Source organism: Fodinicola feengrottensis (assembly GCF_010993775.1).
GTDB lineage: Bacteria > Actinomycetota > Actinomycetes > Mycobacteriales > HKI-0501 > Fodinicola > Fodinicola feengrottensis.
The window spans coordinates 1-14,440 of sequence record NZ_WOTO01000021.1 but is presented as its reverse complement, the minus strand read 5'-3'; the positions used below and the strand labels follow the sequence as shown (position 1 = coordinate 14,440).

The 14,440-nt window shown below is 68.2% G+C and carries 15 protein-coding genes and 2 pseudogenes; 7 read left to right on the top strand and 10 right to left on the bottom strand.

Annotated features, from left to right (window positions below):
• The first annotated feature begins 50 nt into the window (after positions 1–50).
• Genes GNX96_RS53400 through GNX96_RS20055 form a run of 3 tightly spaced genes read left to right on the top strand, consistent with a single transcriptional unit; the run spans position 51 to position 3,113 of the window.
• The gene (locus GNX96_RS53400; RefSeq protein WP_279580896.1) at positions 51–1,016 is read left to right on the top strand and encodes a glycoside hydrolase family 3 protein; all 966 of its coding nucleotides are present in this window, start codon (positions 51–53) and stop codon (positions 1,014–1,016) included.
• Positions 953–2,470: a glycoside hydrolase family 3 C-terminal domain-containing protein gene (locus GNX96_RS53395; RefSeq protein WP_279580895.1), complete on the top strand. Its 1,518-nt coding sequence runs from the start codon at positions 953–955 to the stop codon at positions 2,468–2,470. The genes GNX96_RS53400 and GNX96_RS53395 overlap by 64 nt, the downstream gene beginning before the upstream one ends.
• 4 nt (positions 2,471–2,474) lie before the next feature.
• A complete protein-coding gene (locus GNX96_RS20055) occupies positions 2,475–3,113 on the top strand; it encodes a TetR/AcrR family transcriptional regulator (RefSeq protein ID WP_163569270.1) in 639 nt (212 codons plus the stop codon).
• Positions 3,114–3,115: 2 nt separating this feature from the next.
• On the opposite strand, the gene GNX96_RS53390 is transcribed toward GNX96_RS20055, so the two are convergent.
• From GNX96_RS53390 to GNX96_RS53370, 8 genes and pseudogenes are all read right to left on the bottom strand, one after another.
• Positions 3,116–3,334, bottom strand: a complete 219-nt coding sequence (locus GNX96_RS53390; RefSeq protein ID WP_279580894.1) for an FAD binding domain-containing protein — start codon at positions 3,332–3,334, stop codon at positions 3,116–3,118.
• Positions 3,335–3,528: 194 nt separating this feature from the next.
• Positions 3,529–3,933, bottom strand: a pseudogene (locus tag GNX96_RS53385) (FAD binding domain-containing protein); the annotation flags it as partial.
• Positions 3,914–4,397: pseudogene (locus GNX96_RS20045) on the bottom strand ((2Fe-2S)-binding protein). The pseudogenes GNX96_RS53385 and GNX96_RS20045, both read right to left, overlap by 20 nt.
• Positions 4,394–6,676: a xanthine dehydrogenase family protein molybdopterin-binding subunit gene (locus GNX96_RS20040; RefSeq protein ID WP_163569269.1), complete on the bottom strand. Its 2,283-nt coding sequence runs from the start codon at positions 6,674–6,676 to the stop codon at positions 4,394–4,396. The pseudogene GNX96_RS20045 and the gene GNX96_RS20040 overlap by 4 nt, the downstream one beginning before the upstream one ends.
• A 165-nt stretch (positions 6,677–6,841) precedes the next feature.
• A complete protein-coding gene (locus GNX96_RS53380; RefSeq protein WP_279580893.1) occupies positions 6,842–7,243 on the bottom strand; it encodes an IclR family transcriptional regulator domain-containing protein in 402 nt (133 codons plus the stop codon).
• Complete coding sequence (locus GNX96_RS53375; RefSeq protein ID WP_279580892.1) at positions 7,204–7,608, bottom strand: helix-turn-helix domain-containing protein; 405 nt, start codon at positions 7,606–7,608, stop codon at positions 7,204–7,206. The genes GNX96_RS53380 and GNX96_RS53375 overlap by 40 nt, the downstream gene beginning before the upstream one ends.
• Positions 7,605–8,939: an APC family permease gene (locus GNX96_RS20030; RefSeq protein WP_279580891.1), complete on the bottom strand. Its 1,335-nt coding sequence runs from the start codon at positions 8,937–8,939 to the stop codon at positions 7,605–7,607. Before GNX96_RS20030 ends, GNX96_RS53375 begins: the two co-directional genes overlap by 4 nt.
• A complete protein-coding gene (locus GNX96_RS53370) occupies positions 8,909–9,055 on the bottom strand; it encodes a hypothetical protein (protein ID WP_279580890.1) in 147 nt (48 codons plus the stop codon). Before GNX96_RS53370 ends, GNX96_RS20030 begins: the two co-directional genes overlap by 31 nt.
• Before the next feature lie 200 nt (positions 9,056–9,255).
• Between GNX96_RS53370 and GNX96_RS20025 the strand changes: the two genes are divergently transcribed.
• The 3 genes from GNX96_RS20025 to GNX96_RS20015 all read left to right on the top strand — a co-directional run bounded on the left by GNX96_RS20025 (position 9,256) and on the right by GNX96_RS20015 (position 12,136).
• Entirely contained in the window at positions 9,256–11,166 is a 1,911-nt protein-coding gene (locus tag GNX96_RS20025; RefSeq protein WP_163569268.1) for a primary-amine oxidase, read from the top strand.
• Positions 11,167–11,459: 293 nt separating this feature from the next.
• On the top strand, positions 11,460–11,945 hold the full coding sequence (locus tag GNX96_RS20020; protein ID WP_279580889.1) for an SAM-dependent methyltransferase: 486 nt from the start codon (positions 11,460–11,462) through the stop codon (positions 11,943–11,945).
• Positions 11,942–12,136: a hypothetical protein gene (locus tag GNX96_RS20015; protein ID WP_163569266.1), complete on the top strand. Its 195-nt coding sequence runs from the start codon at positions 11,942–11,944 to the stop codon at positions 12,134–12,136. The genes GNX96_RS20020 and GNX96_RS20015 overlap by 4 nt, the downstream gene beginning before the upstream one ends.
• Here the strand turns inward: GNX96_RS20015 and GNX96_RS20010 are convergent.
• Positions 12,120–12,995 (bottom strand): SDR family NAD(P)-dependent oxidoreductase, encoded by an 876-nt coding sequence (locus GNX96_RS20010; RefSeq protein WP_163569265.1) that lies wholly within the window; start codon positions 12,993–12,995, stop codon positions 12,120–12,122. The two genes, GNX96_RS20015 and GNX96_RS20010, sit on opposite strands and share 17 nt — an antisense overlap.
• 79 nt (positions 12,996–13,074) lie before the next feature.
• On the opposite strand from GNX96_RS20010, the gene GNX96_RS20005 reads away from it, so the two are divergent.
• On the top strand, positions 13,075–13,659 hold the full coding sequence (locus GNX96_RS20005; RefSeq protein ID WP_163569264.1) for a TetR/AcrR family transcriptional regulator: 585 nt from the start codon (positions 13,075–13,077) through the stop codon (positions 13,657–13,659).
• Here the strand turns inward: GNX96_RS20005 and GNX96_RS20000 are convergent.
• Positions 13,634–14,440: glycoside hydrolase family 88 protein (locus GNX96_RS20000; RefSeq protein ID WP_279580888.1), on the bottom strand; the 807-nt coding region annotated here is incomplete at its 5' end. The genes GNX96_RS20005 and GNX96_RS20000 overlap by 26 nt on opposite strands.

Genomic DNA, 14,440 nt, shown 5'->3' with positions numbered 1-14,440 from the left:
CCATCGTGCCCATTCGCAGCGTCCGCTGACAAAAGTCCGAAGGAGTACAGGTGACTTTTACACCCACCGACCCACCAGAGCTGGAGAAGGCGCTGGCCAGCCTCAGCGTCGAGCAGGTCGTCCGGCTGCTGACCGGGTCGGCGATGTTCGAGCTGTACGGCGAAGAGTCCATCGGCCTCGCGCCGATGGTGTTCTCGGACGGCCCAACCGGCGTTCGCGGCTCCGAGTTCACTGGCGGTCGGCGGGTGTCGCTGCTGCCGAACGCGACCCTGCTTGCCTCGTCGTGGGACGAAAAAGTGGCCGACGGCGTCGGCCGGCTGCTTGCCGAGGAAGCGCTCGCGCAGGGCGTGCATGTGGTGCTCGGACCAACCGTGAACCTGCACCGGACCCCACTGGGCGGCCGGCTTTTCGAGGCGTACTCGGAGGATCCACTGCTGACCGACCGGCCGGATGCCGCGGGGTACGTACGAGGCCTGCAGGCCCTCGGGGTCGGCGCGTGCGTGAAGCATTTCGTGGCCAACGAATCGGAAACCGAGCGGCACACCGTCAACTCGGTGGTCGATGCGCGGGCGCTGAACGAACTTTACTTGCTGCCCTTCGAAATCGCGATCCAGGACGCGCATCCGTGGACGGTGATGGCGGCGTACAACGACATCAACGGCGTCGCCGCGACCGAGCACGACGAGTTGATCAACGGTGTCCTCAAAGGACAGTGGGGCTGGGACGGGCTGGTGATGTCCGACTGGTTCGCCACCAAGACCACCGTGCCGTCCGCGAATGGTGGGCAGGACCTGGTGATGCCGGGTCCGCAGGGGCCGTGGGGTGACCAGTTGCTCGCGGCCGTACGCGCCGGTGAGGTGACCGAGGAGGTGGTAAGGGAGCACGCCCGCCGGCTGCTGCGGTTGGCCAGCCGGGTGGGTGCGTGGTGGACGGATCCGGTGCCGGTCGGGGCTTGCCGGGTCCAACCGACCCGGTCCGGCGGGAGCAACTGCGTGCCCTCGCCGCGGGTGGCATGACGGTGCTGACCAACGAGGGCTCGACGCTGCCGCTGGATCCTGCCGCGCCGACCGCGGCGAGGCCATTGGTGCTGGTCGGGCGGCACGCTCTTGGTACGGTCGCGCAGGGCGGTGGGTCCGCGCAGGTCCGTCCGCCGCACGTGGTGAGCATCGCCGAGGGGTTGGTCGCGGCGCTGGGTGCGGACCGGGTCCGGGTGGTCGACGGAGTCGAGGTGCGCCAGTCGCCGGACGTGGCCGATCCGCGGTTCGTACGGGATCCGGAGACCGGCATGCCGGGCATCCGGATCACCAGCCGGCGGGCCGACGGCGAGGAGCTCGCGTCGACCGCCAGCGACCTCGCGATGATCGCGCTGGGTATGACGACCAGCGCGCACGAAGGCGCCGCCGGGGTCGAACTGGCCGCCGAGTTGGACCTGGCCGCGCCGACCGAGGTAGAGGTGGGCGTACGAGGCGCCGGCCGTTGGACGGTCGAGATCGACGGCGTCGAGCACCAGGTCGAGCTGGTGTTGAGCGCGGGTGACCTCGGCGCGGCCATCCTGAGCCCGCCGGTGTGGACCACCATCGTCACCGCCGGCCAGGGCAGCCGGCTGACCGCCCGGCTGGACACCTCGCAGGGTGCACTGGGCCTGCTCGGCGTGGTCGCCCGGCCGGCGCCACGGCCGTCCGTCGAGGTCATCGCGGCCGCTGTCGAGGCCGCGTCGGGAGCGGGTACGGCCGTGGTGGTTGTCGGCCTGACCACCGAGCAGGAGACCGAGTCGGTGGACAAACACACGTTGGCGCTGCCGGGCGACCAGGACGAGCTGGTCCGCGCGGTGGCCGCGGTCGCCGATCGTACGGTTGTGGTGGTGAACGCGGCGACGCCGGTCCTGATGCCGTGGCTGGACGACGTGCACGCGGTGGTCTGGGTGGGCCTGCCGGGTCAGGAGGGCGGCAACGCGGTCGCCGACGTGCTGTTGGGGCTGCGGGAGGCCGCTGGCCGGTTGGTCACGACTTTCCCAGCTGCCGATGGAGATGGGCCGGCGTGGTCACCGGTCCCGACCGATGGATCGCTGGTGTACGAGGAAAGTGTGCGGGTCGGCTATCGCGGCTGGGACGGCGGCGAGAAGGAGCCGCGGTTCTGGTTCGGGCACGGGCTGGGCTGGACGACGTGGGCGTACCACAGCGTCCGCGTCGAAAACGAAAATGTGCTGGTAGAGCTGGAAAACACCGGGACCCGGCCGGGTCGCGAGGTCGTCCAGGTGTACGTCCGCCCAGAAGGTGAGTCGGTGCGGCTGGCCGGCTGGGCGATCGCGGACGACGTGCCGCCGGGGGAGCGGCGGACGGTGACCGTACGAATGGACAGCCGGGTGCTGCGGGTCTGGGAGGGGGTGACTGGCGGCCGCTCAGCGGTGGTGAGCTGCTGGTCGCGCGTGGGCTCGGGGACGTACGGGCTGCGCGCGGACGCCCTAGGCTGACCGGATGTCCTTTCCGCGGCGCTATCGACGGACAGTCACCGACCGCGCCAGCGCGGCCGGTGACCAGGCTCGCGCCCGGGTGCTGGAGGTGGCGCTCGACTTGTTCGCCGCCGCCGGCTATCGCGGCACGTCGATCGCGCAGGTCGCTGAGCTGGCGGGGCTGAGCCAGTCCGGTCTGCTGCACCATTTTCCCTCCAAGGTGGCACTTTTGGTGGCCGCGCTGGACCATCGGGATGAGATCGACGGCCGGCTGCTGGAGGTGGACAGCCAACCGCCGCTGGGTTGGGCCGCCTTCGATGCGCTGATCGCGCTGGTGCGGCGGAACAGTCAGCGGCCCAACCAGGTGCGGCTTTTCGTCACGCTGAGTGCGGAGGCGATCGATCCGGCGCATCCCGCGCACGACTGGGTTCAGCAGCACTACGCGGGCGTCTACGCGTGGCTGACCGCGGCCGTCGAACATGGCCTGGACGCCGGCGAATTCCGCTCCGAGGTGCCGGTCGAGCGGTTCGTCCACCTCACCATCGCCGCCCTGGACGGCCTGCAGATCCAGTGGCTGGTCAGCGGTGGTGAGCTGGACATGGTTGGCGACTTCGGGGCGTACGTGGCCGCCCAGAAAACCCGCTGGGGCCCGGTCGGGGGGTAACGTCAGCGGGCCTCGGCTGCGGTCAGGGCTCGGCGAGTGAGAACTCTCGCGAGGTGCCGGCGGAATTCCTCGGACGCGTGCATGTCCGCGGCCGGCGCGGTGCCGTCGGCAGCCAGTGCGGCCGCTTCCGAGACACTCGCGCCAGACGTGAGTGCCTCTTCGACCGCGGTCGCGCGCAGCGGGGTCTGGCCCATGTTGACCAGCCCGACCCGACCGTCCACTGTGGCTGCTCCCACGATCGCCCAGTCGTTGGCCCGCCGGACGAATTTCTGATACGCCCACGGGCACGCACCCGTACGCGGCAGCCGAACCTCCACCAGGATCTCATCCGGTTCCAGCGCGGTTTCGAAGAAGCCGCGAAAAAAAAGTCGTCGACACCAATGATCCGCCGACCAGCCGGACCCTGCGCGATCAGCGAACCGCCGGTGGCCAGCACGACGGCTGGGAGGTCCGAGGCGGGATCGGCGTGTACGAGGGTGCCGCCAATCGTGCCGCGGTGGCGCACCTGCGGATCGCCGACCAGCGATGACGCGTACCCGAGCAGCGGGGCTTCTTTCGTGACCACGTCAGCGGAAACCAGGTCGCAATAGCGCGTCAAGGCACCGATCGCGAGCTCGTCACCTTCCACTCGTACGTACGACAGATCCGTCAGCCGGCCGATGTCGATCAGCACGCTGGGGTTGGCGAACCGCAGTTTCATCAGCGGCAGCAAGGAATGCCCACCGGCCAGCAGTTTCGCCTCGTCGCCATGCTGACCGAGAAGGCCGATGGCCTCCTCGACCGTTTCTGGCCGTGCGTAGTCAAAAGCGGCGGGGATCACGCGCGATCCCTTCGGCGGCAAGGCGGACGGCCCGGACGATGTTGTGATAGCCGGTGCAGCGGCAGAGGTTGCCTTCCAGGCCCTCCCGGATCTCCTGCTCAGTCGGATCCGGATTCTCCGCCAGCAGCCCAATCGACGCCATCACCATGCCTGGCGTACAAAACCCGCACTGCAGCGCGTGCTCCTGCTGGAAGGCCCGCTGCATCGGATGCATCGTGCCGTCTTCGCTCGCCAGACCCTCCACAGTGGTCACTTGCCGGCCGTCCGCCTGAACGGCCAGAACCGTGCAGGACTTCACCGACTCCCCGTCGACGTGGACCGTACAAGCGCCGCACGACGAGGTGTCGCAAACCGATGTTGGTGCCCTTCAATCCTGCGACCTCGCGCAGATAATGCGCCAGCAGCAGGCGAGGCTCGACCTCATCCGTACGTTTCACGCCGTTGACGGCGATCTCGACCTTCACGCGGTTCCTCCGGCGGCTTGCTGGATCGCGGACCAGACCCGCTCCGGGGTGGTCGGCATCTCGATATGTCTGACGCCCAAATGGGAAACGGCGTCGATCACGGCGTTTTGCACGGCCGGGGTGGCACCGATCGTGCCCGCCTCGCCGATTCCCTTGGCGCCGAGCGGATTGTACGGTGTCGGCGTCTGCATGGTGACCAGCTCGAAGCTCGGCAGCTCGGTGGCCGACACGAACGGATAGCTGGCGAAGGTCGAGGTCAGCGGATTTCCGTCCTCGTCATAGAGAACCTCCTCGAACAGCGCCTGGGCGACGCCCTGCGCGATGCCGCCGTGCCGCTGCCCGTCGAAGAGCAGCGGGTTGAGGATCGTACCGGCGTCGTCCACCGTGACGATCCGGCGCAGCTCCGCCTTGCCAGACTCCGTGTCCACATCGACGACCGCGATATGGGCGCCGAAAGGAAAAGTCGCACCGTCGGTGGTGAAAACCGTGTAGACGGAAAGCTTTTCCTGTGCGGCCAGCTCAGCGAAGCTGATCGTGGCGGTTGGTACGCCGGCGACCGCGATCGCGGCCCGCCCGGTATCCACCACCAGATCGTCCACATTGGCCTCGAGCAGGTCGGCCGCACGCGTCTTTGCCAGCTCCACCAACTCTTTGGTGGCCTGGTGCACGGCGGCGCCGCCCTGCTGCAGGCTGCGCGACCCCATCGTGCCGCCGCCTACCGGAACCAGGTCGGTGTCGCCGTATTTGACGGTGATCCGGTCCATCGGGATGCCGAGCTGGTCACTGACCAACATCGACCATGCCGTCTGATGCCCCTGACCGTGCGGTGACGTGCCGGTGAGGACGGTGACGCTGCCATCGGGATGCACCTCGACGGTCGCGTTTTCGCTCGGCGAGCCCCCTTCGCCGCCGGCGCCGGTGACTTCCACGTACGCGCAGACGCCGATGCCCATCTGGACGACGTCCCCGTTGGCGCGCTTTTGCGCCTGCTCAGCCCGCAAACCGGCGTAATCCGCCGCGTCCACCGCGAGGTCGATAGCGGCCGCCGCGTACTCGCCACTGTCGTAGAGCGCTCCGCCTTTTGTCTTGTACGGAAAGGCTTCTGGTGGCAGCACGTTCTTCTTGCGCACCTCGATCGGGTCCATCCCGATCTCCGCGGCGAAAAGATCCATCGCCCGTTCGATCGCGGCTGTCGCCTCTGGCCGACCCGCGCCGCGGTAGGCCGCGACAGAGGTTTTGTTGGTGGCCACACTGCGAGATCTGTACTGCAACGTCGGAATGTCGTAGACGCCGGTGGCCATCGAGTAGGTGAATGCCGGCAGCATCGCACCGAAAAGCGGGTAGGCGCCGCAGTCCTGGATCACATCCAGCCGGTACGCCTGCAGCGTGCCATCGCGACGGCCGCCGAGCGTGATGGTCTGCACCTGGTCGCGGCCGTGCGTCATGCCGACGAGGTTCTCCGAGCGGGTTTCGACCCACCGCAACGGCCGTTTGAGCCTGCCAGCCATCCACGCGACCGCGGCGGCCTCCGGATCGGCGCCGATCTTGGCGCCGAACCCGCCGCCGGTGTCCGGCGTGATGACGCGGACCAGATCCGGGTCGATGCCCAGGATGGCGACCAGCCCGGCCTTGGTCATCTGGGCCGCCTGGTTGGGAATCCACGCGGTCAGCCGGCCGTCCTGCCCCCAAACCGCGGCCGCCGCCCGCACCTCCATGGGCGCCGGCGCGAGCCGCTGGTTGACGATCTCGCGGCTGATCACCACCTCGCAGCCCTCGAAAACGCTGTCATCGAGGTCGCCAGGGACGGTGAAGATCAGGTTCGTACCGGCCGCTGGGAACAGCAGGACCTCGTCGTTCAGCGCCTTGCGCGGATCGACCACCGCCGGCAGCGGATCGAAGTCGATGTCGACCAGCTCGGCGGCATCCTCGCCCTGGTAACGCTCCTCCGTGACGATCGCGGCCACCAGGTCGCCAACGAACCGTACGGTGTCGGCGGCCAGCAGCGGCCGATCCATCCCCTTGGTGAACATCGGCAGCGCTGGCGGGATCGGTGGGAGCTCGACGTCCTTCGCGGTGAAAACTCGTACGACTCCCGGCGCGGCCTCCGCCTCCGACGTGTCGATCGCGGTGATCCGCCCATGCGCGATGGGCGATCGTACGAACGTCACATACGCGGCGCCGGCGAGGCGCTCGTCGACGAGGTCCTCGGTGTAGGTGGCCCCTTTTGTCAGAAACAGCGGATCTTCGGTGCGGAGAACCCGCGTACCGAGAATGCTCACCAAACGCCTCCACAGGCAGTCGTAGTCCGATAGAAGATGTCTATCAGCCGGCGCGGTCTGTGTTCACCGGAGTCTCGACCTCCGAACCGCGGTGTTCCACGAAGAAAGGTGATCTGTCCGTGACCACAGCTCTGGACCGCGCTCGCGGACGTGCTGCTGGCGAGATCAGGACACTAGGCGAGCAGCGGTGCGAGACGGTCGGCATGTTTGCGCAGGAGGGCGATCATGTCGGTGTTGGGTTCGGCGATCCGATCGGGTGGGCCCGCTGACGGCGAGGCCAGCGACCAGGGCGCCGGTGTCCTGGTCGCGGATGGGGACGGCCAGGCAGCCGCGGTCGGTACGCAGCTCGCCGCATTGGCGGGCGACGCCGGAGGCGGCGACCTCGCGGAGTTCGGTGTCCAGTTCGGTACGACCGACGATGGTGTGTTCGGTGAAGCGGCGAAGGTCCCGGACCATCGCCCGCCAGTCGGGTTGGTCGGCGAGCAGCAGTTTGCCCAGCGCGGACGCGTAAAGGTAGCGGGCGAGGACTACCTCGTCGCTCGGTGGGTGGTCGCGGTCCGGGTCCATGAGTACGAGACGGCCGGCGGTGAACGAGGCGAGGTGGACGCCCCACCGGACGTTGCCGCGCAGATGGCCGACAACGGCGCGTACGGCCGCAGGTGGGCGGGTGTTGGTGGGAGCGGCCAGCCGGGCGGCCCGGCGGCCGAGCGCGCGAAGCCGCGCAGGTCCGGCAGCCGGACCAGGTATTCCTCGCCGACCAGCAGGTTCAGCAGTCGGTACGTGGTGGCCGGCGGCAGCTTGAGGGCGGCGGAGATTTCCTTCGCGGTGACGCCAGGCCCGGCCGCGACCACCTCCTCGATGATCGCGAGCGTGTTGCGAAGGGCCCGCGGCTGCCGGCCGGGCAGCGGCGAGGGGTCCATGCCTGAGGTCATCTGTCGGTGCCACCCAGCACGTCAGCCGCCAACGTCTCGTCGTACACCCCGATACCGGACAGGGTGGCCGGCCGGCGCAGCCGCAACCAGCCGAACCACCCCAGCGCGGCCAGGACGAGGAGGCCGAAGGCGTACGGGTAGGGGCCGTTCCAGGTGACCATCGTGAAGGCGACCAACACGGCGACCAGCACCGGCGCGATCACCGCGGCGGTCAGCACCGCGCCCACGGTCAGTTCGCCGATCCGCCGCAGGAACACCGGCGCGGACACGCAGACCAGCAGATATGCCACCAGATAGCCGAAAACCGCGATGTTGATCAGGGTCACCAGCAGGACGCCGGCGGGCATCCCAGCCAGCAACAACACGGCCGGTACGGCGGCGGTGACCGGGATCGCCACCATGATCGCCACTCGCGGAGTCCGGTGCCGTGGATGGGTGGCGCCGAACTGGTGCGGGGCGATGCCGTCCCGGCCCATCGAGAACAGCACCCGGGTCAGCGCGGTGCCGGTTGCCAACGTACAGGCGAAAAACGAGGCCGCGATGCCGATGTCGAGCAACAGGGACAGCCAGGGCAGGTGCTGTGCGGTGGCAAGCGCGGTGACCGGCCGGCCCTGCCCGGCGAGGCCGCCGGGCAGCCGGCTGAGGCCGACCACCTGGGTGTAGGTGGCGGCCACGAACAGCACGCCGGCGAGCCCGGCGGTCCATTGCACGGCCCGCGGGATCGTCTGGAACGGCCGGCGGGCCTCGACGCCCAGAGCCGCCGCCGCCTCGAAGCCCACGAAGGCCCCGAGAGCGGGCAGTACGCCGGCACCGACGATGCCGCCGAGGTTGGCCGAGGAGATCGCGAATGGCCGCAGGTCCAGGTGCGGCCCGATGCCGGTCAGGAGCACCGCGAAAATCACCAGCATCAGCCCGATCGACACCGCCTCGACGACCAGGATGACCTGCGCGGACAGTCGTACGGCCCGGAGTGTGCAGACGGTGGCGAGGGCACCGAGGGCGAGTACGCCCAGAGCCGCGACGGCCACTGTGCTGGGCCCGCGCGGCACCCCGAGGCGGGCCAGCAAGTCGCCCAGGTAGATGGCGCAGCCAGTCAGCATGCCCATCCCCAGCACCCCGTAGCCGACGAGCATCGCGCAGCCGCACGCGAAGGCCGCCGACGGGCCGAGGCCCTTGGCGGTGAGGCTGTAGAGCGAGCCGGCCACGGCCATCCGGCGGGTGAAGTAGGCGATGCAGCGCCCAATCAGCAGCGCGAGACCAGTGGCGATGACGTACGACCAGGTCACCGTCGCGCCGGCGGTCACCGCGGCCATCGCCGGGCTGGTCGCCATCGCGCGGCCGACGGTGCCACCGCCGAGACGGACTGGGCGATCACCTGGAGCGGCCCCAGCCGGCGCCGGTCCAGCCCGGACACCGGCGACCGGTGGCGCAGCTGCAGCTCCACCAATGGACGGTCCTTTCGTATCTGCGGGTGAAAGGTAGCGTCCGTCCGCTATGCCGAGGTGGGTCATTCCCGGGTTGTGAGAATGCCGCTTTCCGTCTTCCCGGCAGCCAGGTTGTGGCGAGCCCGTCGGCGTACGGTGAAGGCACTGCCGGATCCGGGCGGCCAAGTAGGCTGACGCAAACGTCGTGAAGAGGAGCTGAGAAGTGACGATCGTCGACGGGCTGGTGGCCGCCAGCCACCCACTGGACCGGGTCACGAAGGACGAGATTCGCCGGGTGAAGGAAGTCCTGGCCGAGGCCGGACTGCTCGGCGAGAGCGTGCGATATGCGTTCTGCGGTCCGGAGGAGCCGTCGAAGGCCGAGGTGCTGGCGTACGGCGAAGGGACCGAGCTGGACCGTCGGTTCCGGGTGCTGCTGCTGGACCTCGCGACCGGTGACTCGCACGACGTGCTCATCTCGGTCACTCGGTCCACAGTGGACAGTGCAATTCGGCTGGACACGGCCAAAACCGGTCAGCTGCCGATTATCGACAGTGAGTTCGAGCTGGTTGAGGAGGTCGTCGCGGGCGACCAACGGTGGGTGGACGCGCTGGCCAAGCGCGGGATCGACCCCGCGAGCGTACGAGCCGTGCCGTTGTCCGCCGGCGTCTACGACGAGCCGGACGAGACCGGCCGGCGGCTGCTGCGGACGATCGGTTTCCAGCAGTTCCACGAAAAAGACCACCCGTGGGCGCATCCGGTCGACGGTTTGTCAGCGTACGTGGACATGACCCGCAAGATCGTCACCAAAGTCATCGACCACCAGGTTTTCCCGGTGCCGGCCGAGCCGGGCAACTTCGACGACCCGGAGCAGGTCGGTCCGCTTCGTACGACCTTGAAACCGATCGAGATCACCCAGCCCGAAGGCCCCAGTTTCGCGGTCTCCGGCGGCGAGGTGAGCTGGCAGAACTGGCGGCTGCGGATCGGTTTCAACGAGCGCGAAGGCCTGACCCTGCACCAGATCTCCTTCGACGACCGGCCGATCGTCTACCGCGCGTCAATCGCCGAGATGGTCGTCCCGTACGCGGATCCGTCGCCGGTCCGGTTCTGGCAGAACTACTTCGATGCTGGCGAGTACATGTTTGGTCGCTACACCAACTCGCTCGAGCTAGGTTGCGACTGCTTGGGGGAGATTCACTACGAAGACGTGGTGATCGCCGACGACTTCGGTGAGCCGCAGACGCTGCGCAACGCGATCTGCATGCACGAGGAGGATTTCGGGGTGCTGTGGAAGCATTCCGATCTTTTCACCGGTTCCTCGGAAACCCGCCGGCAGCGCCGATTGGTGATTTCCTTCTTCACCACGGTCGGCAACTACGATTACGGCTTCTACTGGTATTTCTCCCTCGACGGTACGATTCAGTGCGAAGCCAAGGCGACCGGTGTGCCGTTCACGTCGGCCTTTCCGGGGGCCGGTCACCCGTACGCCACCGAGGTCGCGCCCGGTCTCGGCGCGCCGTTCCACCAGCATCTTTTCTCGGCCCGGCTGGACATGATGGTCGATGGCCTGACGAACGCGGTCGAAGAGGTCGAGGCCGTACGGGTCCCGGTCGGCCCGGACAATCCGTATGGGAACGCTTTCCGGGAGGCCCGGACGCGGCTGGAGCGGGAGTCGGACGCGCAGCGAATGGGTGACCAGAGCCGCGCGCGTACGTGGCAGATCGTGAATCCCGAGGTGCGGAACCGGTTCGGCCGGCCGGTCGGCTATGCGCTTTATCCGGAAGGCCTGCCGACGCTGCTCGCTGACGAGTCGTCGTCGATTCACCAGCGAGCGGCGTTTGCGACCAAGCATCTCTGGGTGACCGCGTACGACCCGGCCGAGCGTTATTCGGCCGGTGACTTCGTGAACCAGCACCCCGGTGGCGGCGGCCTGCCGGCATGGACTTCGGCTGACCGGCCGGTGGATGGCGCGGATGTGGTGCTGTGGCACACCTTCGGGCTGACGCACTTTCCGCGGCCGGAGGATTGGCCGATCATGCCGGTCGACTACGCGGGCTTCACTCTCAAGCCGATCGGTTTCTTCGACCGCAACCCGACCCTGGATGTGCCGCCCAGTAGCAACGGGCACTGCCACTGAAGGGCAATAGCTGAATAATCACATTGTGCCCGCCCAAATCGGACGCTAGCGTCGATAGTTAGGTATGCAAACTATCTGACGGTGGGGCGAGGTGGGCGCGATGGCGGCGCGGGTCGAGATGGCCGATGTCAGTTGGACGGCGCTGGGAGTGGCGGTGGGTCGCGCGGCCGAGGACGCGCGGCCCGACCCGCTGTTCCATGATCCGCTGGCCGCCGCCTTCGTCGCGGCCGGCGAGGCGCATGCGCCTTTTCCCAGTGGCGCGGCGGCCGATTCTCCCGGATATCTGGCAACAGATGCAGGTGCTCATGGGCGAATATGTGAGCGTACGAACGAAGTTCTTCGACGACTACCTGCTGGCCGCGACCGCCGCCGGCTGCCGACAGGTGGTGCTGGTGGCGGCCGGGTTGGACGCCCGGGCGTACCGGCTGGACTTTCCCGCTGGCGTAAGGGTTTTCGAGCTCGACATGCCACCGGTCCTGCGGTTCAAGCAGCAGGTCATCGACGAGGTGGGCGCTCAGCCGCGCGGCGAGCGGATCGTGGTGGCGACGGACCTGCGCGAGGACTGGCCGACCGCGCTGCAGGCCGCCGGGCTGGATCCGGCCGTACCGACGGCGTGGCTCGCCGAGGGCCTCATCCCGTACTTGTCTCCGGCGGACAACGACCGGCTGATCTCCGGCATCACCGGACTGTCCGCGCCGGGCAGCCATCTTTCGGTGGAATACATCGACGCCGATTTCGCCAAGGTTCCGGACCTGATGCGCGATGTGGACCGGAAATGACGAACTGGTTCGCTGATCTGTGGAAAGGCGGTGTCGGCAACGACCCGGTCAGCTGGCTGGCGGATCACGAGTGGCTCGCTCGTACGGCCGATCCAGCCGAGCTGAGTCGGCGCCATCACCGCGACCTGGCGCCACTTTTCGCCGGCACCGCGGGATTCACGCCGCCCCAGTTCATCACCGCCCAGCGCTGACCGAAAGGCCCACCAGCCGGGCACTCTCGTCCCACAGTCGGTCGCAGCGAGCCTTGTCGGTGGTGTGTGGGGCGGTGGGAACTTGCTTGCGTTTGACGAAGAACTTCCCGGTCACGCCAGCGACCTCGGGAGAGGTGGCCAACCACGCGGGGCTGTCGGCACCAGCGTCCACGCCCGGCATGAAGGGAGCGACAAGGCTGCTGAACACTCTCAGGGAGCCGCGGGCGTCTCGGGCCAGACCGGTTCCGCTGATGATGCCCGGATGGACACCGTTCACCTTGATCTGGCTGTCGGCGAGCCGGTCCGCGAGCGCGTAGACGAACATCGCGTTCATGTTCTTCGTCCGCCCGTACGCGGCGAACGGTCGGGCGCTGGGCAGCGGTCCGAGTCCGCGACCGGTGTGGCAGTCCAGATCGTCGAGATTCACCGGCGTACGGGCCAGCGCGGTCGGTGATGCTCCGACCACGATGAACCGCGCCGCCCGGTCGCCGATCGGTTTGACCAGCGAGCGCATCAACAAATAGGGCGCGAGATGGTTCGTCACCAGGGTCCGCTGCAGACCTTCGGAGGTGACGTCCCGAATCTCCGCGATCACTGCCGCGCAGCTGATCACCACGTCCGGCGGATTGTCGGCGGCCTGATCCGCCAGCGCTCGTACTTCGGAGAGCAGGGACAGATCCGCGCGTACGAGCCGGAGGTCGGCAGCCGGGTGGGTGCCGAGAATCCGTTGCCGTGCCTGCTCAAGTCGGCCTTGGCTGCGTCCGACCAGGTCAACGGTCATGCCGTTGGCGGCCAGTAGTAGTCTCGCGATCTCCGCACCGATCCCGGAAGTCGCTCCGGTGATGACCGCCCGTTTCATATCATCGGTCCTCTCGTAGGTTGACAGCGTCAACCTAGCTCGCCAGGTTGACACTGTCAACCGGCGTTACGCTGCTCGCATGGCTCCTGGTACGCGTGACGCCCTGATCGAGGCGGCCGCCCATCTGCTCGATCAGGGTGGCGTCGACGCGGTGACCCTGCGCGAGGTCGGCCGCCGGGTCGGCGTCTCGCACAATGCCCCGTACAAACATTTCGCCAGCAAGGAGGCGTTGCTGGCGGCGGTCGCCGCGCGGGAGCTGGCGCGGCGAAGTGCGGTGCTGGCCGGCGCATCGGGGCCGCCCGAGGCCGTGCTGCGGGAAGCCACGCACGCATACGTCGAGTGGGCGAGCCGGTATCCGGCCCGTTTCAGGCTGGTTTTCGGTCCGTGGACGATCGAATCCAACGAGCTGGCGGCTGCCGCCGAAACCACCCAGGCCGCGCTGGTCGGGCTGGTCGCGGCGACCCAACGGGCCGGCGCGCTGCCGGCCGGCGATCCGGTCCGGTTGGCCTCGCTGATTCGATCGCTCGCCCATGGGGCGGCGGACCTCGCGGCGGCCGGCCACCTTGCCGCCGGCGGAAAGGGAAACGCGAGTCCGCGGCAGCTGGTCGACGACCTTTTCGGCTACCTGAGAGGTGCGGCTACGGAGCCTGGCAGGCCGGGGTGAGGGCAGCGATCCAGCGGCCGGCCTGCAGGAAGCCGCCGACGCCGTACGCGGCGGTGTCGGTGGCTTTCGCGGGCGGGCTGAACGGTCGAGCGGCGGGATTCTGGACGTAGCCAAGGAATCCGCTGGGCAGCAGGGCCTTGGACGTAAGTGCCTGCCACGCCTTCGTGGCGGCTGGTTCGTACGTGCGCGCGTCCAGGACGCCGGCCGAGACCCCCCAGGCGAGGCCGTACGTGAGCAGTGACGTGCCGGCGCTCTCCGGGCCGGGGGAGTCCAGCGGGTTGAGCAGATCGGTGTTCCAGAATCCGTCAGGGCGCTGGGTCAGCCGGATGGTGCCGGCCATTTTCCTGAAAACACGGAGATATTCGACCCGGCGTGGATCTGTGGACGGCAGCGCGGCGAGGACCTTCGCGAGCCCGGCGAAGGCTTCGCCGTTCGCTTGGGAAGAGAACGTGAACGACCCAGAGTCGTGTCTCCACAGCCCGACGGTCTCGTTGAAGAGCCCGCCACCGTCGACCTTTTCGGTGTAGTGGAACAGTTTCTGCATGGATGCGAGGATGGTGTTGTCGCTGTCCAGGAACGCCGAGCCGGGACGCAAGGACCGGCATCGCCGAGTTTTGATCGCCTCGTGGACGCCTGCCACAGTAGGTAGTATTGCCGTGACGATCTCGGCCGAGGGTCCATGAAACCGTTGTTTCGGAGCTGGGACCAGGTGTTCCGTGTTCCGGTGGAAATAAGAGTGGAAGGTCGCTTTGGGTACCGCCTCAGCTACTGCCTGGGTGTC